The sequence below is a fragment of the Paludibaculum fermentans genome (genome assembly GCF_015277775.1).
Classification (GTDB): Bacteria; Acidobacteriota; Terriglobia; order Bryobacterales; family Bryobacteraceae; genus Paludibaculum; species Paludibaculum fermentans.
The window spans coordinates 5,814,885-5,840,447 of sequence record NZ_CP063849.1; the positions used below are offsets into that span (position 1 = coordinate 5,814,885).

21 protein-coding genes are annotated in these 25,563 nt (G+C 62.6%); 14 read left to right on the forward strand and 7 right to left on the reverse strand.

What is annotated here, in order from left to right:
* Nucleotides 1-404: 404 nt before the first annotated feature.
* From IRI77_RS22840 to IRI77_RS22860, 5 genes are read right to left on the reverse strand one after another with little or no spacing between them, the layout of a single operon-like run.
* Entirely contained in the window at nucleotides 405-1,838 is a 1,434-nt protein-coding gene (locus IRI77_RS22840; protein ID WP_194447320.1) for a DUF4097 family beta strand repeat-containing protein, read from the reverse strand.
* An 18-nt stretch (nucleotides 1,839-1,856) separates the two neighbouring features.
* Nucleotides 1,857-2,066, reverse strand: a complete 210-nt coding sequence (locus IRI77_RS22845; protein ID WP_194447321.1) for a LiaI-LiaF-like domain-containing protein — start codon at nucleotides 2,064-2,066, stop codon at nucleotides 1,857-1,859.
* 11 nt (nucleotides 2,067-2,077) lie between these two features.
* Nucleotides 2,078-2,803, reverse strand: a complete 726-nt coding sequence (locus IRI77_RS22850) for a LiaI-LiaF-like domain-containing protein (RefSeq protein WP_194447322.1) — start codon at nucleotides 2,801-2,803, stop codon at nucleotides 2,078-2,080.
* Complete coding sequence (locus IRI77_RS22855; RefSeq protein WP_194447323.1) at nucleotides 2,800-3,462, reverse strand: anti-sigma factor family protein; 663 nt, start codon at nucleotides 3,460-3,462, stop codon at nucleotides 2,800-2,802. The genes IRI77_RS22850 and IRI77_RS22855 overlap by 4 nt, the downstream gene beginning before the upstream one ends.
* Nucleotides 3,459-4,139: an RNA polymerase sigma factor gene (locus IRI77_RS22860; RefSeq protein ID WP_228486273.1), complete on the reverse strand. Its 681-nt coding sequence runs from the start codon at nucleotides 4,137-4,139 to the stop codon at nucleotides 3,459-3,461. Before IRI77_RS22860 ends, IRI77_RS22855 begins: the two co-directional genes overlap by 4 nt.
* A gap of 291 nt (nucleotides 4,140-4,430) precedes the next feature.
* Here IRI77_RS22860 and IRI77_RS22865 point away from each other — a divergent pair, with 291 nt between their 5' ends.
* The 5 genes from IRI77_RS22865 to IRI77_RS22885 all read left to right on the forward strand — a co-directional run bounded on the left by IRI77_RS22865 (nucleotide 4,431) and on the right by IRI77_RS22885 (nucleotide 10,509).
* Nucleotides 4,431-5,456: a lysylphosphatidylglycerol synthase transmembrane domain-containing protein gene (locus IRI77_RS22865; RefSeq protein ID WP_194447324.1), complete on the forward strand. Its 1,026-nt coding sequence runs from the start codon at nucleotides 4,431-4,433 to the stop codon at nucleotides 5,454-5,456.
* Nucleotides 5,453-5,914 carry a transcriptional regulator NrdR gene (gene nrdR, locus IRI77_RS22870; protein ID WP_194447325.1) on the forward strand — a complete coding sequence of 154 codons (462 nt, stop codon included), beginning with the start codon at nucleotides 5,453-5,455 and terminating at the stop codon, nucleotides 5,912-5,914. Before IRI77_RS22865 ends, nrdR begins: the two co-directional genes overlap by 4 nt.
* 418 nt (nucleotides 5,915-6,332) lie before the next feature.
* Entirely contained in the window at nucleotides 6,333-7,859 is a 1,527-nt protein-coding gene (rpoD, locus tag IRI77_RS38500; RefSeq protein ID WP_194447326.1) for an RNA polymerase sigma factor RpoD, read from the forward strand.
* A gap of 223 nt (nucleotides 7,860-8,082) precedes the next feature.
* Nucleotides 8,083-8,838, forward strand: a complete 756-nt coding sequence (locus tag IRI77_RS22880) for an ABC transporter ATP-binding protein (RefSeq protein ID WP_323745116.1) — start codon at nucleotides 8,083-8,085, stop codon at nucleotides 8,836-8,838.
* Between the two features lie 12 nt (nucleotides 8,839-8,850).
* Nucleotides 8,851-10,509 (forward strand): hypothetical protein, encoded by a 1,659-nt coding sequence (locus tag IRI77_RS22885; RefSeq protein WP_194447328.1) that lies wholly within the window; start codon nucleotides 8,851-8,853, stop codon nucleotides 10,507-10,509.
* Between the two features lies 1 nt (nucleotide 10,510).
* Here IRI77_RS22885 and IRI77_RS22890 read toward each other — a convergent pair whose 3' ends face one another.
* Both IRI77_RS22890 and IRI77_RS22895 read right to left on the reverse strand, forming a co-directional pair.
* The gene (locus IRI77_RS22890) at nucleotides 10,511-13,126 is read right to left on the reverse strand and encodes an ABC transporter permease (protein ID WP_194447329.1); all 2,616 of its coding nucleotides are present in this window, start codon (nucleotides 13,124-13,126) and stop codon (nucleotides 10,511-10,513) included.
* A gap of 3 nt (nucleotides 13,127-13,129) precedes the next feature.
* Nucleotides 13,130-13,468, reverse strand: coding sequence for a PadR family transcriptional regulator (locus IRI77_RS22895; protein WP_194447330.1), 339 nt, complete (start codon nucleotides 13,466-13,468; stop codon nucleotides 13,130-13,132).
* A gap of 240 nt (nucleotides 13,469-13,708) precedes the next feature.
* On the opposite strand from IRI77_RS22895, the gene IRI77_RS22900 reads away from it, so the two are divergent.
* The 9 genes from IRI77_RS22900 (at nucleotide 13,709) to rocF (ending at nucleotide 25,561) form a co-directional block, all read left to right on the forward strand.
* Nucleotides 13,709-15,433: an outer membrane protein assembly factor BamB family protein gene (locus IRI77_RS22900; protein ID WP_194447331.1), complete on the forward strand. Its 1,725-nt coding sequence runs from the start codon at nucleotides 13,709-13,711 to the stop codon at nucleotides 15,431-15,433.
* A 21-nt stretch (nucleotides 15,434-15,454) separates the two neighbouring features.
* On the forward strand, nucleotides 15,455-15,994 hold the full coding sequence (locus tag IRI77_RS22905) for an ECF-type sigma factor (protein ID WP_194447332.1): 540 nt from the start codon (nucleotides 15,455-15,457) through the stop codon (nucleotides 15,992-15,994).
* A gap of 4 nt (nucleotides 15,995-15,998) precedes the next feature.
* Complete coding sequence (locus IRI77_RS22910; protein ID WP_194447333.1) at nucleotides 15,999-18,263, forward strand: serine/threonine-protein kinase; 2,265 nt, start codon at nucleotides 15,999-16,001, stop codon at nucleotides 18,261-18,263.
* 32 nt (nucleotides 18,264-18,295) lie between these two features.
* Nucleotides 18,296-19,708, forward strand: a complete 1,413-nt coding sequence (locus tag IRI77_RS22915) for a class I SAM-dependent methyltransferase (protein WP_194447334.1) — start codon at nucleotides 18,296-18,298, stop codon at nucleotides 19,706-19,708.
* Nucleotides 19,709-19,838: 130 nt separating this feature from the next.
* A complete protein-coding gene (locus IRI77_RS22920; protein WP_194447335.1) occupies nucleotides 19,839-20,663 on the forward strand; it encodes an arsenite methyltransferase in 825 nt (274 codons plus the stop codon).
* A 51-nt stretch (nucleotides 20,664-20,714) separates the two neighbouring features.
* Entirely contained in the window at nucleotides 20,715-22,493 is a 1,779-nt protein-coding gene (gene ggt / locus IRI77_RS22925) for a gamma-glutamyltransferase (RefSeq protein ID WP_194447336.1), read from the forward strand.
* Nucleotides 22,494-22,499: 6 nt separating this feature from the next.
* Nucleotides 22,500-23,330: a sugar phosphate isomerase/epimerase family protein gene (locus IRI77_RS22930; protein ID WP_194447337.1), complete on the forward strand. Its 831-nt coding sequence runs from the start codon at nucleotides 22,500-22,502 to the stop codon at nucleotides 23,328-23,330.
* Entirely contained in the window at nucleotides 23,330-24,643 is a 1,314-nt protein-coding gene (gene asnS / locus IRI77_RS22935; RefSeq protein WP_194447338.1) for an asparagine--tRNA ligase, read from the forward strand. Before IRI77_RS22930 ends, asnS begins: the two co-directional genes overlap by 1 nt.
* A 6-nt stretch (nucleotides 24,644-24,649) precedes the next feature.
* The gene (rocF, locus tag IRI77_RS22940; protein ID WP_194447339.1) at nucleotides 24,650-25,561 is read left to right on the forward strand and encodes an arginase; all 912 of its coding nucleotides are present in this window, start codon (nucleotides 24,650-24,652) and stop codon (nucleotides 25,559-25,561) included.
* Nucleotides 25,562-25,563 lie beyond the last annotated feature (2 nt).

The window sequence follows — 25,563 nt, forward strand, 5'->3', positions numbered from 1 at the left end:
CCTTGAGTCATGACCGCGAGGGCAGTCCGTGGATCGCAATTCTGATTTATACCCACGAGTTTGATTTGACCTGATCACCACTGCTTCGCTGGTCTTTGGCGCCCGGTTCCAGCCTCTATGGGCCGGTTGCCTCCTGGACGTCCAAATCAATTTGGTCCCCCCGCCGCTCACAATTCCTCGCCGAAAGGATCCGATGTTCTCGATAGATTTGAAGGTTTATTCTGTGGGATTCACCGTGGGAATGACAGTAGCCGGAGCACCCATCTACGGTGGGCAGTGCTACCTAGCACCACTAAGTGAATTCACTCCGCATCTGGGCCACTCGTTCTACAGCGGACACAAAAAAACCGGCTGGCCCGAGAGCCTGCCGGTTTTGATTGATTCGGAACTAGTCAACTAATGAGCTATTGATTGTCGGCCCGGGCGGGCGGAGCGGGTGCCTTCGGGGCCTTCGGCGGGGCAGGCAGTTCCTGCGCCGATACTTCGCCCATGCCCATCTTGCGCAGCGTCACTTCACCGCGCGAAGTGGCAAGTTTGATTTCCGGACCGGCCCCCAGCGACCCGCGCAATTTCGCGCCGCGATCCTCGCTGGTTTCCTTCAGCCTGTCGTCAAAATCATTGGTGATTTCGCCGCGCTGGGTAGAGGCGTCCAGCGTGAACCGGCCATCCTTGGGCAGCGCCACTTCAATGGCGCCGGCACGGACCTTCACGTCCATCTTGGCCAGCGGCAGCTTCGATTGCAGAATCTCCACGTTGCCGTTGTCAATGTTCAATTCGATGGTGTCGGAGACATCGGTGAGCCGGATATCCTTCGATTTGGCCCGCACTGTCATGGGGCCTACCACGTTATTTGCCGTCAGCGTCGACAGGCTCAGCTGCAATTCTCCGGGAATCCGTTCCACCCGGAAATCCGTCACCGCACTCTCGAACCGTACGGTCTTGGCCAGCTTCCGCATCGTCGTTTCGCCGGAGTACGACCCGTTGATCGTCACCTGCCCGGCGATGTTTTCCAGTTCCACGTCACGGCCGCGGCCCTTCAACTCCAGGTCACCCTTCAAGTCGACGGCGCGAATGATGTCGCTCTTCCGCGTATCCACCTTCACCCGTCCGCCGATGTTCTGCAGCCGCACCCCTGCATTGTCGCTGTTGATGGTGACGTCGCCGGTCACGTCGGAGATTTCAAAATCGCCGTAGCGGCCGCGAGTCTCAATCGAAGAGCCTTTCGGTACGGTGATTTCCAGATCGGTGGACACCCGCTGCCCGTCGGCCCGGTCCTGGTTCGCGGCGATCGTCACTGTGGAACCAGCGGCGTTGCACTGTACTTTGGTCAGTGCATCCGCCTTGTCGGCCTCGGTGCGGCTCAAAGCCCGCACCGTCTTGCGGCCCGATACGCTCACCTGCTCGGTATCGGCTGCGATGATCCGAGTATTGCCCCGGACGTTATCAACCACGATCCGCGGCGTCTTGCCGGACTTCACATCCTGCGCGGCCACCGAGTAGTCGAAGCTCTCACCAAACACTTCCACCCCGCCGATGGGGAACCGCCCAAAGCCGTTCCGTGTGAACTGCTGGACACCCCATACCGACGACCCAACCATGGACAGGATAATCACCAGGGCCCACTCACCACCCGAAATGCCGGTGACCGGGAGCTTGGAACCGCGGAAGTAGCTTACCAGGATCTCCACCAGCCGCAGACCGCCCCAGGCGATCAACAGGAACGGCCAGTAGCTCATAAAGAGCTCAAACAAGGGCAGATCCGGCCGGATGTTCTTCAGCAGGAAGACGACGCCGATCACAATCAGGACCAGCGGACCAACCAACGAACCTCTTCTCATGGCCTTGTCCTCCCTTCCTTACAATTGCCCATCCGGGCCCACGTACGGGCCGCTCGTCGAAGCCGCGCTGGCGCTCAACGCCATCCGCTCGAACAACTTCATCAAACCCAGCAGGATCAGGAGCACCGGCCAGGTTTTGGTAAAACTGATGTCTTGAAACCGGTGCAGCGCCATCAGGCTGCCCAACGCGATCAGCAGGATCGGACCCCGCACTGCGCGAACCAACATATATGAGGTGTTCACAGCGCACCTCCAGGACCGGTGGGAGGATTCACGTTCGGATTGTAGGGATCAGCCGGCGGTTCCGCAGCCGGGCCGCTCATCCGCGCATACAGCATCCACACTCCGGCCAGAATCAGCAGCGCCGGCCAATACCGCAGCACCACACGCAACCGCAGCAGTTCCAGATTATTCAGGAGGAACAATACGCCCAGTCCGATCAGCACCACCGGCACCACCGGCACCGAGCCTGGAGTGTTGCGGATCTGCACCAGCGACGAGAACTCATCCACCGGCTCGCCCAGCATCCGCCGCCGCGCCGTGTGGTAAGCCTCGAAGGCCATGTAGAACCAGAAGACAGAGGTCAGCATCACGAAGAGCGGTTCCAACCCGCCCGCCGCATCGGTCGAGTTGATGCTGATCATCAGACCCAGCACCAGGACATGCACCAGGCCCTTGGCGTATTGGCCGTTGTAGATGGCGCCTACACCGGGGATCAGGCCCAGCAGAAATGCAAGGCCAGGTGAGACCCCTGGATTCGGGACTGCCCGCCCCGCGCCATACGGCGACGAGTAGGGGTTGGCCGCCTGCGCTTGCGGCGGTGCTTGTTCCTGGGCTTCCTGTGGCAGATGGTCTTCGCAATACACTGTCCCATGCGCCACTTTCGCCGTGTCTTCGGTTAACGGCTTTCCGCATGAACGGCAATACGCCGTCACGGGTTTCACATTCTCACTAGGAGCCGTCATTGTCTCGCCCTCCCGTCCTGCTTGTTCCCCTGCTGTTCCCCCTGGGGCTTCGTCTCGATCGGCCCTTCCATAGTTGACGAATCAGTCTTGCCCGAGGCAGGTGCCACTGCCCCTCCACCCTTCTTCGCCGCCTGGGAATCGTCGGTCTCGTTCCAGTCCCGCAACGTCTGCTGCACTTCATACACAAGCCGCAGACTCTCGTAATACTTCTTCGCGCGGTCCCAGGAGTGGTACGCCTTGTCTTCCAAGGTCGACCAGATCCTGGCCGGCTCCAGATCCGCCGGCTTCAGTTGCCTGATCGGGATTCCGGCAAACCGCCCAAGCATCGAAAAACTCAGAATCGTCATCGCCATCCCCATGGCGAATTTCGGTTGGAGCACTGGCTCCAGCAACCGGGCGATCCAGTTCTTCGTGCCCGCTCTCTTCACCGGAGCGGCTTTCCCGTTCCGGACTTCAAATAAGATTGTGTTGATCAGGGCCGGCGGCGGTTCCACATCCGCCGCCTTTTCCATGAACTCTACCGCCGCGCGCGAATCCGCGACCAACTCCCGGCAGGCCTCACAGTTGGACAGGTGCAGTTCCACTGTTGCCTTCTCGGGCGCCGCCAAAACGCCGTCGACATAATCGCAAAGCAAGGCCTCGAGATCGATGCACTTCATACGAACACCTTCTGCCGTCGCAGGATGCGGGCCAGTTCAGCCCGTCCGCGGTTCAATCGCGATTTCACCGTTCCCTCCGGCACCCCCAGAATCACGGCGACCTCACGGTACTCCAACTCCTGCAAGTCGCGCAGAATCACAGTCTCTCTCAACTCAGGCGACAGTTTCGCCAGAGCCGACTGCAATGCCTCGCTCGCCTCGCGTCCGGCCAGGATCGCGTCCGTTCGCGATTCCAGGGCCGTCTTCTCTTCCAGCATGGGCAACTGTTCTTCAATGGAATCCGTCGCCCGTTCCATCTTGGTGCGCCGGTAGTGGTCGATCAGCAGGTTGCGCGTCAAACGCGTCAGCCATACCGCGAACGAACCCTCACCAGCCCGGAAACTCTTTACTGATTTGAAAACACGGAGAAAAACGTCCTGCGTCAAGTCCTGTGCTTCGCTGTCCTTACCAGTGAAGCGGTAGCAGATCGCATACACACGCCGCGTATGCGCCTTGACCAGGTCTTCCCAGGCACCCTCGTCGCCTTGCAGGCAACGTTCCACGAGTTGTGCGTCGATATCGAGATCACTCACGGTGGGGCGGCCCCAGGTGCGCCCCAAGCCCGAGCCCGGAACCATCGCCAGCGGCGTCGCGCTGGTGCCGATTCCGTGGACCACTGCTTGAGGTACCGCAGCCATGCCTTCTTCCCTTTCTCATGGAAGGGACAACAGATAACGGAACCTTCACCAAACTAAAAACTCGATCCGCGCCGGTAAGTCCGTCCGTTGCCTTCCAGTTTGAGAAACGAGGATTTATCATGAGAAGTTCGCTCAATCTGCAGGAGCCGGCTGTCGGATCTCTTATTCTAGTTCAATTCTTTGCAGCCAGAACCTCCAGCAGCGCCCGAATCCTCCACCAGGGGGAGAAGCGAGGACGACATTCCAAGAAACCAAGCGGCACCCTCCCCTGCGGCGGAAGGACACTGGCGGTTGGGCATCTGGATCATGCTGGCGGCTACCGTGGCGGGATGCTGGTTTCTCGTGCACCGGGCGGCCGATAACGGCTTTGACTCCAAGGTCTTCCTGGCAACCATGGCACGGGCCGACTGGCGCTGGCTTGTCGCCGGCTGGCTGCTGGCCATCGCCAGCTACTATGGCCGTGTGCTGCGCTGGATGGTCATGCTCAGGCCTATCGCTCCGCTGGCCCGCAGCGTCGACATCTTCACGGCGACGGCCATCGGGTTTTCGGCCGTTGTTCTCCTCGGCCGTCCCGGCGAGTTCGTGCGTCCCTACCTCATCGCCCGGGCCGCCCAGGTCTCTGTGCCCTCCCAACTCGCCGCCTGGCTGCTGGAACGCATCTACGACACCCTCATCGTTCTCGCCATCTTCGGTTACGCCCTGGCCGCCGTCGTCCAGTCCGGGCAGAAAGTGGGACCGAAGATGCAATGGGTGCTGCAGACCGGCGGTTGGTTCACGGGCATCACCTGCACCCTCTGCATGGCGGTGCTCATCGGACTTCAGTATTACTCCGACCGCCTGGAAGACCGCCTCAAATCGGCGCTCAGCATACTGAAAGCTCACCACCAGGAACGGATTCTGCCAGTCGTCTCCGCCGCCATGGACGGATTGCGGTCCACCCGCAACGCCAAATCCATGGCCCTGCTGTACGGCTACTCCGCGCTGGAGTGGCTGATTATCTACCTGTGCTACCACGCGCTGTTCCTCGCCTTCCCTTCCACTGCCAACCTCGGCGTTACCAGCACTCTGGTTTACATTGGCTTCGTGGCGTTCGGGGGAATCGTCCAGATCCCAGGCATCGGCGGCGGAGTCCAGATCGTGGCAGTCCTCGTCCTAACCGAGTTTTTCCATGTTGGAATCGAGCAGGCCACCGGCATCGCCCTGGTCACCTGGGCCATCACCCTGATTGGGATTGTGCCGCTCGGGGTGATCCTGGCTTTCCGTGAAGGTTTGAGCTGGCGTAAATTGCGCGAAGTGGAGCGAGAGGCCTCTATATGAATTGCCCGTTTTGCGGCTTCAAGGAAGACCGCGTCATCGACAGCCGCGAGAGCAAGGAAGGCGACACCATCCGCCGGCGCAGGGAGTGCCTGCAGTGCGTCCGCCGTTTTACTACATATGAAAGAATCGACGAAGTCCCCTACATGGTCGTCAAAAAGGACGGCCGGCGCGAGAAGTTCGATCGGCAGAAGGTCCTCGGCGGACTGCTGAAGGCCTGCGAGAAGCGGCCAATAAGTATGACGAAACTCGCCGAGCTCGTCGATGAGGTGGAAGGAAGGTTGGCGGACAAAGGCGAGCGGGAGATCTCTACTACGGAAATAGGAGAACTCCTGATGAAGCAGTTGATCCCGCTGGACAAGATCGCCTACGTACGATTTGCGTCAGTATACAGGGACTTTCAGGATGTGGAGGCTTTTCTCAGTGAATTGAAGGACTTAATGCGCCAGAAGCGTGGCTGAACTGCCACAACTCCGGCGCTCTCGGGCGCTCCGCTTGTGACGATGTCTGTAACTATTTCCAGTCTCAAGCATCCTAACAATAGGAACTTAACAAGCGGTTGAAACCATGCTATCCTAGTTCGGAGCGTCTAGCCGTCCCAAACCAACTTCCAATTTCGTGGGTGCCCGATCGGTCTGTCTGCGGGCCCGGTCATTGGGAGGTCTGCCACCGAACGACCTTTGAATACCCTCGGCTGTCGGCAAGGAGTCCGAACAGGCTATTGCTATCGCTTGACATTATGGAATCTTCTTTGTCGTGTATCAGCCCAGTGGCTCAGTTTCGAACCCCGTTTGCTTACGCCCCGATTCACCGGTTCGCCGGGCCTCAGGCTGTTGAAGGAATGCGCTTTTGAGGTCTGAACCTGGAGGCTTGCCACAAGTGGACAATTTTGAAGATCAGTTTCTAGCCGACTCGACGGATCCTCTTGGTCTACCCTTCGACGAGGAAACGAATTACTTCCATCCGGAAGACGTGCAGGAAGAGGAATTTGCTGCCTCTCAGCCCGTCGAGGAATCAATTTACACCGACGACCCCGTTCGCGTCTACCTGCGCGAAATGGGCGCCGTGCCGCTGCTCACCCGCGAGGGTGAAGTGGATCTGGCCCGCAAAATGGAACGCGGCAAGCTTCGCATGCAAAAAGCGATCAGCCGCTCAGTGTTGGTTCAACTCCAGGTCGTCGAGATCTCCGAGCTCATCCGCAAGGAAGCCGCGGATCTGGACGACTATGTAGACCTCGGCGATGCCGAGGAAGCGACATCCGCCTTCGAAAAGCGCGCCAAAGAACTGCGCGAGCAGTTTGCTGAGCTGGTCAACCTCTACAAAAAGCAGGAGTTGGCCCACGAAAAGCTTGACGCCACGGCCTCCAATAACAAAAAGGGCCGGCGCAAGGCGATCATGAAGTTCAACCGGTCGCGGGTGGAAACCTCCCGCGCCATCCGCCACACCCCCTGGCTGCTGCCCAAGTGGCGTGTCTTCTCCAGCGCAATCGAGAAGGCCGCCGAAGAGATGGCCCAGCTCGAAGGCGAAGTGAAGCGGCTGGAATCCAACAAGAACGACAACCAGTCGAAGATCCGCGAACTGAAGCGCGAGCTCAAGAAGCGCGAGACCACCGCCGGCGCCACGCTGGCTGACCTGCGCCATACGCTGACGGTCATTCGCCACGGCGAACACGAAGCGGAACGCGCCAAGAAGGATCTGGTCGAGGCCAACCTCCGCCTGGTCGTTTCCGTCGCCAAGAAGTACGTCAACCGCGGCCTTCACCTGCTGGATCTCATCCAGGAAGGCAACATCGGCCTGATGCGTGCCGCCGATAAGTTCGAATACCGCCGCGGCTACAAGTTCTCCACTTACGCCACCTGGTGGATCCGTCAGGCCATCACCCGTGCGATCGCCGATCAGTCCCGCACCATCCGCATCCCGGTGCACATGAACGAGTCGATGAACAAGTTCCTGCGCGCCACCCGCGAGCTGGAAAAGGAACTCGGCCGCGCTCCTACGAACGAAGAGATCAGCCGCCGCATGGATATCCCGGTGGAGAAGGTCCAGAAGCTCAAGACCATCTCCCGCGATCCGGTGTCGCTGGAAACCCCTGTCGGCCGCGATGGCGAGTCGGCTCTCGGCGACCTCATCGAGGATCGCTGGGTGGGCTCCCCGGTCGATGCCGTCATCGATTCCAACGTGCGTGACGAGACCGCTAACATTCTGAAAACACTCTCCCCGAAAGAGGAGAAGGTCATCCGGCTCCGCTTCGGCATCGGCTGCGAGCGTGAGCACACCCTGGAAGAGATCGGCCAGCAGTTCGACGTCACTCGCGAACGCATCCGCCAGATCGAAGCCAAGGCCCTGCGCCAGCTTCGTTCTCCGGAACGCGCCCGCCACCTGCGCGCGCTGCTCGCGGCCCGATAAAGCTTTTATCGACTAGCGCCCGCCTCCATTCCAGCCGGCGACGCAACACCGGAGCCCTTCCAAGGGCTCCGGTTTTTCTTTGTATGCTCCTGATGCCTTCCACCATGCACATTCACCCCGGCTTTCGCATCCCAGGAAAAAAGTGCTGCTCTACTTTGATCTTGGTACTAACCTTACAGTGGTCCGTCGGAGTCTAACGTAAGACATGCTGGAAGCTCGCAACTTGGCCAAACACTACTCGGGTGTTCCAGCGGTGGAGGATGTCTCCTTCACCATCGCTCCAGGTGAAATCCTCGGCTATCTCGGACCCAACGGCTCCGGCAAAAGCACCACGGTGAAGATGATCACCGGACTCCTGCAGCCTTCCCACGGGCAGATTCTCCTCGATGGCGTCTCGCTCGACGCCGACCCCATCAACTACAAGCGGCGCCTCGGCTATGTCCCTGAAGAACCACAGCTTTACTCGTTTCTCTCAGGGCGCGAATACCTTCAACTCGCCGGGCGCCTGCGGGAGCTCCCGCAACCGACTCTCGACCGCCGCATCGATTCCCTCCTGGAGCTGTTCGGACTCTCCGCCGCCCGCTACTCCGCGCTAGCCTCTTACTCCAAGGGCATGCGCCAGAAGATCCTGCTTGCCGGAGCTTTGCTCCACAACCCCGACCTCATCGTCCTCGACGAGCCCTTCTCCGGCCTCGACGTCACGACCTCGCAGGTCCTGAAGGCGCTTTTGAAGGACCTTGCCCAGGCCGGCAAGATCATCCTCTACTCCTCGCACGTACTGGAAGTTGTCGAGCGGGTGGCCACCCGCGTGATCATTCTCCATAAAGGCCGAATCGTCGCCGACGGCAGCGTCGCCGACCTGCGCTCCATGATGACCCTCCCGTCGCTGGAGCAGATCTTCACCCAGCTGGTCCATCAGGACGACTCCGGCCGCACAGCCAGCGCCATCCTTGACACCATTACGGACCGGCACGACTAGAACACCCCGCCGATGTATAAGATCCTCTACCGGCACTTCCTGTCACAGTTCTTCGAGAACGACCTGGTCGCTCCGCAGGGTGAACTCCGCTCTGGTGTCACCGGAATCCTGGCTTTCATCGCCATGCCGGGACTGATTCTCCCCCTCTGGATGATGGGGAAGTACTCCTCCCTCATCTCGTTCCTCCGCATGCAGCGCTTCGTCGACCGCGATGCCGCCACCTGGTCCGACAAGATCGTCTACCTCACCCTGGCGCTGGTGATCCCGGCTCTCGCCATGCTCCTCAAGTGGGATTCCATCTTCCCCACCCGGCTCGACCATTCGATCCTCGCGCCTATGCCGCTGCGCCTGTCCCGCATCCTCCTGGCGAAAGCCGCGGCGCTGGGTTCGTTTGTGGCCTTATTTGCGCTCGCAGTGAACGCCGGAGCCACCATACTCTTCCCCCTGGTCGTCCTCGGAGATACCGGAACCCTCTGGGACGCCCTTCGCTACATCGCCGCGCACTTCCTGGCCACTATGGCGCTGTCGCTCTGCGCGTGCACTTTCCTGATCGCCTTGCAGGGCATCGGGCTGACCACCCTGGGATTGGAGCGGTTTCGCGGCATCTCCGCCGCCATCCAGTTCACCATCCTCACTGCGCTGCTCACGCTCTTCCTGCTCTGCCCGTCGCTCAGCAACCTGGCCAGAAAACTCCATACGCTGCCGCAAGCCGAGTGGCTGCCGCCGTTTTGGTTCCTGGGCCTCTACGAAGTACTTCTGGGAAAAGCCGACGCGGCCTATCGCGCCCTGGCCGCCACCGCCCTGCAGGCGCTCGCCATCTGCTGCGTCACCGCGGTGGTCACCTATGCTTTGAGCTACCGCCGCCACTTCCGCCGCATCCCGGAAACCCTGGAACGCGGCTCGTCCTTTGCCGCGCCGGTCTGGGATCGCCTGGAACGTTTCGCCGGCCGCTTCATCAAGGACCGGCGCCGCCTCGGCCTGCTGCTGTTCGTCCTTCAGACCTTCATCCGCAGCCACACCCACCGGCTGCTCTTCGGGGTCTTCCTGGCCCTGGCCAACGCCGTGATTCTGAACGACGTCCTCACCCTCGTGCTCACCACCAACCGCGAGACGGACATCGTGCTTTCCGCGCCACTCATCGTCAGCTTCTTCCTGCTCACCGGCTTCCGGTTTCTCTATGAAATCCCGGCCGACCTGCCCGCTCACTGGCTGTTCCGCATCGCCGCACCCGGCCGCCCCATCACGTTCCACAAGCTGATGCTGGCCTTCGTACTGCTGCTGACTACGCCCATCAACTTTCTACTGCTGCCGGTCAACGACGCCCTGCTCCATTCGGCCTACTGCGGGCTGCTAGCCGTAGTCCTGGGTGAGGCCCTCTTTGTTGGCTACCAGAAGATCCCGTTCACGTGCACCTTCGGCGCGGCCAAGTGGAACGTCACCTATTCGCTCTTCATCTGGTTCCTGATCTTCATCCTCTATACCTGGGTGGCTATTCGCGTGGAGCTCTATCTCGGCGCCAGTCCGGTCGCCTTCGCCGCAGCCTACGCGCTGCTGGCTGCGGTTGCGTTCTGGCTCCATCGCTACCGCAACCAGCTCTGGGACGAAGATCCGGCCCTGCGCTTCTACGATGGACAAGCGCCCACCGTCCAGACTCTCGACCTCAACGGTTGACCTACTCGGCCCGCAACGTCACCGCCGGATCGGTCCGTCCTGCCCTTCGCGCGGGTCCCATGCCTGACAACAAACCCACCAGAATCAACACCGCCGGAGCCAGGACCCACGAGACCATATCTCCGCTGCTCACCCCGAACAGCAGGATTCGCAGCGCCCGTCCCGCCGGCCAGGCCAGCAGCAAACCCAGCGCGATCCCACTGCCTGCCAGCTTGCCGGCATGCCGCAGGACGATCCCGCGAATGTGGTTCCTGTCCGCCCCCAGCGCCATCCGGATTCCGAACTCCCGCAGCCGCAGGTCCGCCATATACGAGACCACTCCATACAGTCCCAGGCACGCCAGTAACAGCGAAGCGAATCCAAACAGGGACACCAACCCCGTCATCACGCTGCGCCCCTGCATGACTCGCTGGACCCACTCGTCCATTGTCCGGACATCATAGACCGGCTGTTCCGGATTCTCCGTGTGGATCTGCTGGATCACTGCTTGAGCCAGCAACCCAGGCTGCCCGGCCGTCCGCACGGCCAGCGCCGCCCGGTCCTGGGTCCTCTGGGTTTCCGGCCAATAGACCTGCGAACGCTCATCCTTCTCCGGGGAATCGTTCCGGACGTGGCCGACCACCCCGACAATCTCCGCCCAGGGCCCCTTGAACGACGGACCAGCGATACGGAACCGCTTGCCCACTGGACTCTCCGCGCCAAACACGGTGCGGGCCAGTTTTTCGTCGATCAGGCCAACGGCCGCCGTGTGCGGGCGGTCGCTCTCCTGCAGCAACCGGCCTTGCCGCAGCGGGATCCCCATGGCCGCAAAGTACCCGGGGGTGGCCGAGCGCCAATCCGCCGTGTAGCGCTCCGGCCTCCCTTCGAACTCGATGCCGCCGGTTTGCGCGATCCCACTCATGGGCAGGCGGTTCACCAGGCCCGCCGCCGTCACCCCCGGTACCGACATCACCCTTTGAATCAACCGGTTGTAGTAATCCGACACCTGTTGGTCTTCGGGGAACCGCGCCCGCGTGACCGCCAGGTGCAGGGTCAGCACCCGCTCCGCGGTGAAGCCGGGCTGCACCCGGAGCAACTGCGAGAAACTACGCAGGAATAGCGCTCCACCGAAAAGCAGGACCACCGTCATCGCCACCTGCGCCACCACCAGGAGGTTCCTGGACTGGCCGCCGCCCGCCACCGAGCGCGTATTCAATCGCAGCCCGGCAGAAGGGGACTCGCGCGCTGCCATCCTTGCCGGCAGCAGCCCCGCACACAGCACGACCAGCAGGGCAACGCCGATCGCAAATGCCAGCACCGGTCCGTGCAGCCCGATGGACTCGAGACGGGGCGTATCTGCTGGCAAATAGGGGACTAATATCCGGAGCAGCCACAGGGCCAACAGGATGCCGCCGGCGATCCCAGCTAACGCCAAGGGCAGCACCTCGGCCAGCAGTTGACGTCTCAGCCGACCGCCCGTCGCGCCCAGGGCCACGCGCAGGGCGATCTCCCTCGACCGGGCACTGGCACGGGCAATCAGCAGGACACCCAGGTTCATCGCGCCGATCAGCAGCAGGCAGCCCACCGCCGCCAGCAGAACGTACAGGGTGCCGCGCACCTGCAGGGCGTCGCTGTCCGCCAACGGCTCCACCACGGCTCCGATTTCGGCCTGGTCGCCTTTGAAACTCAGTGGGTTAGCGAGAGCCAGCTTGTGCATCAAAGCGTCCAGTTCCGCTTGCGCCTGCTCCACCCGCACGCCCGCCTTCAGACGCCCCACCGCTCTGTATTGGTAGTTCATGTCGGCCCGGATTTCGTCCGGCGGAATGTAGAGCGGCGTCCATAACTCGAAGTCTTTGTTGGGATAACGGTAGGCCGGCGGCATCACACCGATCACTTCGTATGGCTGACCATTGAGCTGGATCTTGCGGCCCACGACGCCGGAATCGCCGCCAAACCTCCGCTGCCAGAACCCATGGCTGAGAATCGCCACTTTGGCATCGGCCAGTTGCTCTTCCTCTGTGAATGCATGCCCCAGCAGTGGGCTCATGCCCAGCACGCTCGGAACGTTGTAGGTTGTCCGCGCACCCTGCAGCCGCTCCGGGGGGCCATCGCCTGTCATGTTGAAGTTCGCGATGGGGCGCGTCAGCCCCAGGTCCTGCAACTGCTTCAGGCCGTTGCGCCACTCCAGCCACAGTGCGGCGTTCACGTTGAACCGGCCGGTGGGGCCCTTGGTCCACGTCGGCGCCAGTGCGACGAGTTGTTCCTGTTGCGGGTACGGCAGCGGCTGCAGCAGCACACCATAGACCACGCTAAAGATGGCCGTACTCAGCGCGATCCCCAAGGCCAGGGTGGCGCAGATCACCCCGGTCCACACCGGAGTCCGCCCCAGCATCCGCACTCCATGGCGCGCATCTTCCAGAAAGCGCTGGATGCCCGCCATGCCCCACGTTTCACGCGCCTCTTCCCGAATCTGGGCCAGATTGCCGAAGGCTCGCCGCGCCGCGCGCTCCGCCTCCGCTGGATCTTCCCCGGCCGCTACACGCTCCTGGACTTCGATCGCCAGATGCGACCGCAGTTCCTCATCCAGATCAGTCTCTTCCTGATTCCTGCGCCGCCACCAACGGATCCACTCGGGCATGGTCTACTCCTGCGGGCGCATCACGCGCGCCATCGTCTTCACGAAGAGCTTCCACTTCGTCTCTTCCTCGATCAGTTGCTGTTTGCCGGCCTCGGTCAGCCGGTAGAACCGCGCGCGTTGTTTGTTCTCGGTGACGCCCCACTCGGCTTCGATCCAGCCTTCGCGCCGCAGGCGGTGCAGCGCGGGATACAGGCTCCCATGCTCCACTTGTAGTAATTCGTCGGACTTGGCCCGGATCACCTGACCGATCCCATGCCCGTGCTGTGGACCCCATTGCAGCGTCTGCAGGATCAACAGATCCAGGGTCCCTTGCAGCATCTCCAGCTTCCGCGGTTTGTCCATGTGGTAGAGAGTCTACTACCATAAGGGGTCGAATACCTACCACTATGTAAGGCAGGCCAATCTGTTTACTTTTTTCTCGATTGCTGTCGGCTTTTCCGCGCAATTGCTGCGTAGTGTGGCAGGGGCTGTCAGAGACGCCTGATTTGGTGTAGCGTCATCATCCTTACCTGGGTCATACGCCGCGTCCAGTTCACGGAGGAGGGTGTCCTTTCCGCCCCCAAACAACCGCTGGGGAAATACATGAAAAAACAACTGGGAACTACGTTTGCCCTGCTCTGTGGGTTAGCTATGTCCTTGACCGCCCAGGAGAAATGGTCGCTGGAAGCGCCTGCCTCCGTGAAGTGGTCGCGTGTCATTCTGGGTGGCACTTACCTCTTTTCGACCGAGAAGGGCCTGCACGCCATCGATACCGAATCCGGCAAACTGCTCTGGACCCGGACCGACCTGGGCAAACTCCTCGAATTCAACATCGAAGAGGTTCCGGGCATCCCGCTGCTCTTCATCGCCGAGAACAGCCGCCGCTTCTCGAACAACTCGAGCCTCGTCGCCATCAGCCTCGAAACTGGCGAAGACGTCTGGAAAACCGAGAAGATGAAGGGCGTCCTGATCGATCTCGTCGGCAACCGTGCGGAAGGCATGGTGGTGGCGCTCTCCTGTGAATTCGCCGGCAACAAGGTGCCAGTCCGCTACATCGGCTTTGACATCGCGACCGGCCAGGTTAAGTTCGAAGGCGGCATCAAGGACAAGGCCGATCTCTATATCAATGAAAAGAGTGGCAAGTTCATGCCGCGCCTCGATCTCGACGGCCATGCCCAGCCCACCTTCGAGGAAGGCGCCATGTATCTCGCCTACGCCGGCCTGCACAAGATCGACACCAAAACCGGAGCCGTCCTCTGGGGCGCGCCATTCGACGTCACCGAAGGCCACTACAAACGTACGAATTCGTCACCCATCGTCGATGGCGGGCTCGTCTACAGCTCGGCCAAGGGCATTGTCCGCGCCTTCGACAAGACCAGCGGCACCCTCAAGTGGACCTCGTCCGACTTCGGCGCCGCCATACCCGAGATCCTGGTCAGGAACAACCTGGTCATTGCCCGTATGGGCGGCACCTATTTCGACTCCAGCAAGCGTGAGTTCGAACTCAAGAAGCCCCTGGGCATCGTGGCCCTTGATTCCGGCTCCGGCCAGTTGAAGTGGCATTACGACGGGGCCAAGGAATCGACAACAAACATGGTCTACGACGCACCGTCAAACACCGTCATGATTGCCGACGCCCGCTCCCTGGTCGGCCTGAAGGCGGACGCCGCCGGCGGAGCCAAGGAAGCCTTCCGCGTCCCGCTCGAATTCAAAGCCAAGTCGAGCGGCGGCAAAAAGGCCGCCAAGATGGCCGGCAAGTTCGCGCTGGGCGGAGTGCGGGCCATGGCTCGCAAGGATAACAGCGACGAGGATTTCCCGCTCGCCCTGGTGCCGCGCCAGAACGGCACGGTGGTCGTCCGCGCTAAACAACACCTGTTGTCTTTCAAGCCGGCCACCCACGAGATCGCCTGGGGTGTTGAATACAAAGCTCCGGACCTGCCCGGTTGGCAGAAGCTGGCCACCACGGCTGCTTTCGCCATGGCTTACTACATGAACACCGGCACCGCGCTGAATACCCAACTAGGCACGTCCACCAACACTCAGGCCAACAACATGCGCCAGGACAACATCTCGGGCATGTTCGGAGCGTGGTCCAAGCGTTTCAGCGCAGCCAACGCCACGTTCAACTACGCTTACATGCTGACCGACGTTGAGATGGACAACAAGGGCGCGCCGGGCATCGTCGGCGTGAACCTCGACAGCGGCGAAACCGAGCAGGAAGTAGTGTTTAACGACCGTGAGCCGGACTACGTCGTCGACGAACTGCACGGCATCGTGGTCCGTACGCACAAGTCCGGTAAACAGATCGTCGCTTCGTCCCTACGCTAAGTTACACTGTTTCATTCGGTTATGCCTGATACCGCCGAGCCGCGCAACACCCTCGACGACCAACTCCCGCTGGTCTACGAGGAGTTGCGCCGGCTCGCCGCGTCCTACCTGCGCCGCGAGCGCACCGACCACACCCTGCAGCCCACCTCCCTCGTCCACGAGGCCTACCTCCGCCTGCTGGAGCAGCGCCAGACCGGCTGGTCGAACCGCGCCCAGCTCATCGGGCTGGCGGCGTCCATGATGCGCCGCATTCTGGTGAACTACGCCTGCGCCCACGACGCCCTCAAGCGCGGCGGCGGTGCCCTGCGTATGTCCATCGACGAGCCCGACTCCTCTGACCCTGCCTCCAAACCCCCATCTACGGTAGACTTACTCGCGCTCGACCAAGCCCTGGACCAGCTCGCACTCTTCCATCCGGAATGTGCCAGAATCGTCGAGATGAAGTACTTCGGCGGCCTCAATTTCGAAGAGGTGGCCGAGGTGCTGGGCATCACCGAGCGTACCGTCCAGCGCCATTGGCGCACCGCCCGGGCCTGGCTGTTCTCGCGCCTGTCCACCTGAACCGATGCAACCCGCGCTGACTCCGGAACAATGGCGGCAAGTGGCCCAGCTCTTCGAGGCGGCCGTCGAGGTGGAGGTGGAAGCGCGCGGAACGTTTCTGGACGAAGCCTGCCCTCCGGACGCGGCGATCCGTGCGGAAGTGGACCGCATGCTCGCGGCCGACCAGTCGGCCAACACCTTCCTGGAACGCGACCCCCTGCCCGAGTTCTCGAATGTACTCTTCCGTCCGGAAACAGGCGCGGTCGTTGGGTCCTACCGGCTGGTCCGTGAATTAGGGGCGGGCGGCATGGGCGCCGTCTGGCTGGCTGAACGGGCCGACGGCGCCTTCGCCCAGCAGGTCGCCATCAAGTTCAGCCGCACCGGGCTCGTCACCGCGGCCGCGGAGCAGCGCCTCCGGTCGGAGCGCCGCATTCTTGCCCAGCTCCAGCACCCGCACATCGCCCGGCTGCTGGACGGCGGCTCCGTCGGTCCCGGGGTCCCTTATTTTGTAATGGAATACGTCGACGGCCAGCCGCTGTTGACCTACGCCCGGCAGCACCAGCTGTCGCTCCCCCAACGGGTCAGAATCCTGGCCGACATCTGCCTGGCGGTGCACTTCGCGCATCAGCGGCTGATCGTCCACCGCGACCTCAAACCCGCCAACATCCTGGTGGACTCGGGCGGCCGCGTCCAATTGCTGGATTTTGGCGTAGCTAAACTACTACATCCGGAGGAGAAAAGCGGAGCCGCGACCGGTTTCTATACGCCTGGGTATGCCAGTCCGGAACAACTCGCGGGCCTGCCGGTCACGACCGCATCCGACATCTACTCCCTGGGGCTGATCAGTTTCGAGCTCCTGGCGGGCGAGCGCGCGAAAACCGCGGCGGGCGAGGATCTGCCCGCGCTCAGCAGCGTCAACCCGGCGGTCGACCGCGATCTGGACTCCATAGTCCGGCTTTCCACCCATCGGGAACCCGACCGCCGCTACCCCTCGGCTCGCAGCTTGGCCGAGGACCTCCTTCGCTACCTGGAAGGGCGCCCGGTCACCGCCCGGCCCGATACGATCTCCTATCGCCTGTCGAAGTTCGTCCGCCGGAACCGCAGCGCCACCGCGATCCTACTGGCGGCGATCCTGTCCACTGTGGTGGCTGTAGGCCTGTTTTCCTGGCAGTGGAGGCAGACGCGCCGCGCCGAAAGCCAGGCCCGGGCGCACCTGGACGACCTCCACAAACTCGCCCTCAACCTGCTCTTCGACTACCATGATCGAGTGGCCCGCCTGCCCGGGTCCACCGCCTTGCGGGAACGCATCGCGACGGACGCCCTGAACTACCTGCAGAAGCTGGACCGCGACGCGCAGGCCGATAAGTCCCTCAAAGAGATCAGCTTAGACATCTCCACGGCCTGGCTGCGGCTGGGCGACGCCCAGGGCCGGCCGTGGAGCGCCAATCGCGGCTATCCCGCCGAGGCCTTGCGCAGCTATCAGGAGGCCGAGAAATGGGCCAGGCAGGTGGCGACCAAGGCGGATCCGGATCGCCGGCGCCGGGCCTTGGCCACGGTGCTGCAGCGGCGCGGCCAGTTGGAGAATCGCCTGTTTCACTGGCCCGACTCTCTACGACACTTGCAGGAATCTGTAGCCCTGTTCCGTTCCTCAGGGCAAACCTCCGATCAGGTACTCCTCGTCTCGGCGCTCAGCGCCTGGGGCGATGCCACTTTGCGCAGCGCAACGGCTCCGGCGGACGGACTGGCCCGCCTCACCGAAGCGCGTGCGCTTGGAGAGCGGCTGTTGCCGGTGGCCCCCCGCGATCCGGCGCTGTTGCGATCTCTTGCAGTTGTAGAGCAACGGATCGGAAACCATCTCGCCAAGCACGGCAAACCGGCCGACGGACTCCAAAGTCACATTCGCGCCCTGGCCTACTTCCAAAAACTGACAGAGCTCCAGCCCAACGAGCCCGCCTTGCTTCGCGATCACGCGGATCAACTCGTTATGAAGGCAGAGGCGCAGGCCCGGGCCGGTGACGTGGCCGGTGCACTGGCCGATTGCGATCGCGGCATCGCCATTCTGAGGCGATTGGCCGAATCTGACACTACAAACGTCGAAGCGTCGCGCGACCTGGGGTATGCGTGGTACTTCCGGCTGGCCGCCTACTCGATCGGAAACAAAGGGTGCGACAAAGCGTCCACCAGTGAGGCGCTTCGCATCTTTACCGGGATTGTCGCCGGGCCGTCTTCGACCAAGGAGGATGAGGAGTCCCTGCACGGCCTCAGGAGCCGCGCCCTTGGTTGCCAGTGAAGGCGTGCCTGCGGTACAACTTAGGGGCAAAGATGTCAGATCCAGCCCAGTCGATTTCGGTCAAGCGCGCGCAGGTGGACTTTCACAACTTCGCGTCGCTGGGCGAACCGGAACGGGCGCTGGCCGCCTATGCCGATGAGAACTTCCGGCGCGGCTCTGTTCTCAAGGCAAACCGGGACTTCATCCCGTCGCTGACCCCCTTCCTGGAAGTGGGCGCCAATGCCGGGCACACATCCTATTTACTGGCCAACGAGTTCCAGGCCGACGGCTTCGCGCTGGATATCTCGGCTGACGCCTTACGCTATGGCCAGTTTCTGAAGACCGCCTGGAACCTGGACCGCTCACCGATCCTCACCGCCGGCGACGCCACGCACCTCCCGTTCCGCGACAACTCGCTGGCGTTTGTCATGTCGTTTCAGACACTTTCCCAGTTTCTGGACATCGAGAGTGTCATCCGCGAGGTACACCGCGTCCTGGCCCCGGGCGGCGTCTACTACTTTGCCGAGGAGCCGGTCCGCCGCAAGCTGACGCTGCGGGTCTATCGCGCGCCCTATCCCGAACGCATGAAGCCGTTCGAGAAGCGCCTGTACGACAGCGGCCTGCTCGACTTCATGGCCATGGACGTCATCGGCGCCGATCAGGAGGAGTCGTTTGGCATCCGCCAGAACCACCGGTTCGGCCTGAGCGAGTGGTCCGGCCTGCTCCATAAGTACTTCGAGGAGTGCCGGTTTGTCACCTTCCCCAGGCAGCGCGGCTGGGCCAACCAGATGGTGCAATGGGTGTTGCGCCGCATGCCCGGGAATGCCGACGCCCGCATTGCGGACTCCCTGGGCGCCACCCTGGCCGCATTCTGCCGCAAACCGGGGCGCCTGCCTGCGCAGCTCCCCCTGACCGAGGCGCTGGCCTGCCCCGACTGCGGGGCCGATCTTCCCTTTCAGACCACTGACCAGATGGCCTGCCCCCGATGCAGTTACCAGGCGGGCAACGAATCGAACGTTTACAACCTGCTGAGTACCTCGCTGAAGGCCGAGCTCTATCCCGGTAACCGCGCGGATACATTGGACTTCTCGAAGCCGGGCCACGAAGACGGGCTCGTCGAGGGCTTCTACGAACTGGAAGGCGACTTCGGCAGCAAGTACCGCTGGATCGGCGCCCGCGCCGTGGTCAGGTTGGTTCGAATGCGTCCTGGAGCACCCTTGCTGCGTGTGCAGGGGTTCGCGCCCTCGGTGGCGAAGGTCGAGCTGCGCGCCAACGGCGAGTCCGTCGGGCAATGGAAACTGGACCGCCCGGGCCTGTTCATCCTGGAGGCTCCGCTGGCGGAAGCGCCGGAGTACCAGGTGGAGATCCTGGGCTCGCCGACCATTGACGAGCCCAATCAACCGCCCGGCGAAGGCCGTGTCCTGACAGTCAACCTGTCCCTCATCAAACTCCTGCCCCGCGAATAGCAGAATTTGGAGGATGCCCCGATTTGCCGCTTGCCTTCTTCCATAATTCCACTATAGTAGAAATATAGAAACAAGCCGTAGCAATGCCGTGGCAACTCCGGTCACCCCATTGCAGGAACAGGAGATTACTATGAGCACGACAGATGTAAAACAGGCAGTGCAGGAGCGTTATGGAAAGGCCGCCCTGCGCGTGGTGGAAGGCGAAGCCTCCTGCTGCTGCGGGTCCAAGAAGGCCGTGGCGCTGGGCGCGAACGACCCGATCACGGCCAACCTCTATTCCGACGACCAGGCCGCCCAGATCCCCGAGTCCGCGGTGCTTGCCTCGCTGGGCTGCGGCAATCCGACCGCCCTGGCCCAACTGCATGAAGGCGAAACAGTGCTGGATCTCGGCTCCGGCGGCGGCATTGATGTACTGCTTTCCGCCCGGCGCGTAGGCCCCACCGGGAAGGCCTACGGTCTCGACATGACCGACGAGATGCTCGCCCTGGCCAATTCGAACAAAGAGAAGTCGGGCCTGACCAACGTCAAGTTCCTGAAGGGCGAGATCGAGCGCATCCCGCTGCCGGACAACTCGGTGGACGTCATTATCTCGAATTGCGTGATCAACCTCTCGGCCGACAAGGACATGGTGCTCAGCGAAGCCTTCCGGGTGCTGAAGCCCGGCGGCCGTTTCGCGGTCTCCGACGTGGTGACGCGCGGCGAAATCCCGGCTGACGTGCGCCGCAGTGTCGAACTCTGGGTGGGCTGCATCGCCGGCGCACTCGACGAGCAGGACTACCACGCCAAACTGGCCAAGGCCGGCTTCGAGAACATCGGTTTCGAGCCGACTCGCGTCTACAAAGTGGAGCAGGCGCGTGAGTTCCTCGACGGCCAAGGCATCGACGTGGAAGCGATCGCCCCGCTGGTGGACGAGAAGTTCATGAGCGCCTTCATCCGCGCGACTAAGCCTGTCTAAGCCGTAGTCCAGGACAAGGGCGGCCCAATCTCGGTAGTACAATTGGGTTTCATGCGAAACTCGCGAGTTTTCGCCGCCCTGGCGCTGGTCAGCGCCCTGACGATCCCCGCCCCGGCGCGCGAACCGGTGCGTACCCGCAAGGCCATGGTGGTCTCGCAGGAGCCCAACGCCACCGATGCGGGTGTCGCGGTGCTGAAAGCCGGGGGCAACGCCGTCGACGCAGCCATCACCGTGGCCATGACCCTCGCCGTCACCCATCCGCGGGCCGGCAACCTGGGCGGCGGCGGTTTCATGCTCATCCGCCTGGCCAACGGCACCAGCACGTTCATCGACTTCCGGGAGCGCGCTCCGCTCAGCGCCACACGCACGATGTACCTGGGCAAGGACGGCAAGCGCACCAAGGACAGCCAGGTGGGCTGGCGTGCCGCCGGAGTGCCCGGCACCGTGAGCGGTCTCGAATACGCCCATAAGAAGTACGGCACCAAGCCGTGGGCCACGCTGCTCAAACCCGCCATCGACTTCGCCACACAGGGCGTCACCCTGACCTACGCCGAAGCGCGCAACCTCTGCGGCAATCGCGACGTGATGGAGCCCTTCGCCGAATCCAAGCGCATTTTCCTCAAAGGCGGAGCCTGCTTCGAACCGGGCGAGAAACTCGTCCAGCCGGAACTTGCCCAGGTGATCGGGCGCATCGCCAAGTCGGGCGCCCGGGATTTCTACGAGGGCGAAACCGCCCGCATCTTCGCCGAGGAATCGAAGAAGGCCGGCGGCGAGATCACGCTGGAAGACCTGAAGGCTTACAAAACCCACGAGCGCAAGCCGCTGACCGGCGAATACAAGGGCTACCAGATCATCACCGCGCCGCCGCCTTCTTCCGGCGGCATCGCCATGTTCCAGATGCTGGGCATGCTGCAGGGCACCGGGTATGAAAAGGCCGGCGCCGGATCCGCCAGCGCTACCCACTACATGGCCGAGGCCATGCGCCGCGCCTACGCCGACCGCGCCCGCTATGTGGGCGACCCGGATTTCGTCAAGATTCCCGTGAGCGGCCTGGTCAATCGTACGTACACAAAGAAGCTCTGGGCCAATGTGGAGCCCGCCGCGGCCACGCCCAGCAGCGCGATCCAGGCCGGTGACCCGGCGCCTTACGAAGCATCCGAGACGACGCACTTCAACGTGATCGACGAGAAGGGCAATGCCGTCGCGCTCACCTATACCATCAACGGCCTCTACGGCAACGGAGTGACCGTGCCGCGCCTGGGCTTCCTGCTCAACAACGAGATGGACGACTTCACCACCAAGCCGGGTGAGGCCAACATGTTCGGCACGGTGGAAGGCGAGGCCAATGCGATTCAGCCGCGCAAAGCGCCGCTGTCGTCGATGACGCCCACCATCGTCACCAAGGACAACCAGCCGTTCCTGCTGCTGGGCGCGCCGGGCGGTTCGCGCATCATCACCGCCGTCACGCAGGTGCTGCTGTATGTGATCGATTTCGGCATGGATGTGCAGCAGGCCATCGACCAACCACGCTTTCATCATCAGTGGCTGCCGGACACGCTCTATCTCGAGCCTGGATTCTCGCCGGACACCCGCTCCGCGCTGGAGAAGATGGGCTACAAGGTGGCCAGCACCTCGGGCGTGGCGAGTGTCGAGGCGATCATGGTGGAACGGCCCAGGGCCGCCGCCGCCTCGCGGGGCGGTGTGGTGGCCGACGGCGCCACCGCGGCCAGCTCGCGCCAGGGCGGCAACACTGATACCTGGATGTCGCGCATCACCTGGCTCGCTGGTGCGCAGAATGGACGCTCTTCCGGCAAGGCGGCCGGTTACTAAACTCGTATGGAACACGCACTCTCCACCCACGTTCTCGTCAATCACCGGCTCAACACGGTCTGGCTCGACCGGATATGGAATGCCGGGATCCCCAAGGTGGAGATCTTCTGCGCCCGGCAACATTTCGACTACCGCGACCAGTCGCAGGTGAATGAGCTGGGCTACTGGTTCCGCGATGCGCAACTGCAGTGCCACTCGCTGCACGCGCCCATGTACAACGACGACTGCTGGGGCCGCACCGGGCCCTCTTCCGTCGTTACGCTCACCGACACCTCCAAGCCGCGCCGCCTGCAATCCGTCGAGGAGATCAAGCGCGCCATCGAGGTGGCCGAGAAGTTCCCGTTCAAGTACCTCATCCAGCATCTGGGTGTCTCGGGTGAGGAGTATAGCGACGAGAAGCTCGATGCGGCGTTCACCGCGCTGGAGGACTTGCAGCTTTTCGCCAAGCACCGCGGCGTGGAGATCCTCATCGAGAACATCCCCAACCGCCTGAGCAGCGCCGAACGCCTGCTCTACTTCAGCGGCATCACGCACCTCGACCTGAAATTCTGCCTGGACCTGGGTCACGCCAACATGATGGAAGGCATTGAACCCACCTTTGCCCTGCTGCAGGACCGGCTGCGGTCCACGCACGTCCACGACAACGACGGCAAGGATGACAAGCATCTCTTCCCGCTGCTGGCCGAGGGCGGCACCATTCCCTGGAAGCAGACCATGGATCTGCTGCGCACCAGGGAGTCGCAGTATCCGCTCCTGCTGGAGGTTAAGGACTCACCCGCCTTCGCCAACCCCATCGATGCGGCCCGGCAGGCCTTTGACCGATTGGAGAACCTTTGATGTCTGACTACCGTCGAATCACGATTGCCAGCGCGGGCCAGCATACCGGCGAACCCGTCGAAATCGCCGGCTGGCTCTACAACCTGCGCAAGTCCGGGAAGATCATCTTTCCGATCATCCGCGATGGCAGCGGGACCATCCAGTGCGTGGGCGTGAAAGCCCAACTGCCCGAGGATGTCTTTGAAGCCCTGAAGAACCTGACCCAGGAATCTTCCGTCATCATCCGCGGGCGGATGCGCGCCGAAGCGCGGGCCCAGGGCGGCTATGAGATGGACATCGAAGGCGCCGAAATCGTCCAGCGTGTGAGCGAGGAGCATCCTTACCCCATCACGCCCAAGGAGCACGGCGTCGAGTTCCTCTTCGACCAGCGCCACCTGCACCTGCGCAGCCGCCGCCAGCACGCCATCCTCAAGATCCGCCACGAGATCATCAAGGCCGTCCGCGACTACTTCGACTCCAACGGTTTCACCCTGGTCGATTGCCCCATCTTCACTCCGGCGGCCTGCGAAGGCACGACGACGCTGTTCGAAGTCGACTACTTCGAAGACGAGAAAGTCTACCTGACGCAGTCCGGCCAGCTCTATAACGAAGCCACGGCCGCCGCGTTCGGCAAGAGCTACTGCTTCGGCCCGACCTTCCGCGCCGAGAAGTCAAAGACCCGCCGCCACCTCACCGAGTTCTGGATGGTGGAGCCAGAGATGGCCTACGCCGACCTGGAAGACGTGAAGCGCGTGGCCGAGGAACTGATCGTCTTCATGGTGGGCCGCGTCCTGGAGAACCGCAAAACCGAACTCGCCACACTGGAACGTGACATCACCAAACTGGAAGCGATCAAGGCGCCGTTCCCCCGTATCAGCTACGACGAAGCAGTGGAGATCCTCAAGCGCAAGGGCAGCGAGATCGAATGGGGCGGCGACTTCGGCGGCACCGACGAGACACTGCTCAGCGAAGAGTTTGACCGTCCGGTGATGGTTGACCGTTATCCCGCCGCCGTGAAGGCCTTCTACTTCCAGCCCGCGCCGGAACGGCCCGAAGTCGCGCTCGGCGTCGACGTCCTGGCCAGCGAAGGCTACGGCGAGGTCATCGGCGGCGGCCAGCGTGTCCACGACTACGACCTGCTCTTGCAGCGCATCAAGGATCACAACCTGCCGCCCGAGGCGTTCCAGTGGTATCTGGACCTGCGCCGTTTCGGCAGCGTGCCGCACGCCGGCTTCGGCATGGGCATTGAACGCGCGGTGTCGTGGATCTGCGGCCTGGAACATATCCGGGAAACCATCGCCTTCCCGCGCATGCTGTACCGGACGCGGCCCTAGGAGCCTATGGCGCAAACCATCGCGATTCTCGGAGCTCCCCTGGACCTCGGCGCCGGCCGCCGCGGCGTGGACATGGGCCCCTCGGCCCTGCGCGTGGCGAACCTGAATGCGAAGCTCGTGTCCCTCGGCTACAAGGTCGAGGATTTGGGCAACGTATTCGTGAGCCAGCAGGAGAGCTCCCGGATCGGCGCGGCCCACGCCCGTTACCTGAAGCCGATCGCCGCAACCTGCGTCGAGTTGGCGCACAAGGTGGAGCGCGCGGCCGGACAGGGCAAGTTTCCGCTGGTGCTGGGCGGCGATCACTCGGTTGCCGTCGGCACTGTCAGCGGCATGGCCCAGCACTTCCGGAAGAAGAAACAGAAGCTGGGCGTCATCTGGCTGGATGCGCACACGGATATGAATACGCCGGATTCGTCGCCCAGCGGCAACGTCCACGGCATGCCCCTGGCGTGTCTGGTCGGCTACGGCCCCAAGCCGTTGACCCACCTTTACGGCTACGCGCCAAAGGTGGACGCGAAGAATGTCGTACTGGTGGGCATCCGCGATGTCGACCTGACGGAACGGCCCATTGTGAAGCAGAGCGGCGTGCGCGTCTTCACCATGCGCGATATCGACGAGCGCGGCCTGCGCTCCGTCATGGAAGAGGCGGTGATGATCGCCTCGCAAGGCACGGCCGGCATCCACATCTCGCTGGACATGGACGGCGTGGATCCCGATGAAGCGCCAGGGGTCGGCACACCCGTGCGCGGCGGTTTCTCCTATCGCGAGGCGCATCTGGCGATGGAGATCCTCAGCGACTCACATCGCGTGCGTTCCATGGAAGTGGTGGAAGTGAACCCGGTGCTCGACACTGCTAACCGGACCGCCCTGCTGGGCGTCGAACTGGTGATGTCGGCCATGGGCAAAAGGATCCTCTGACA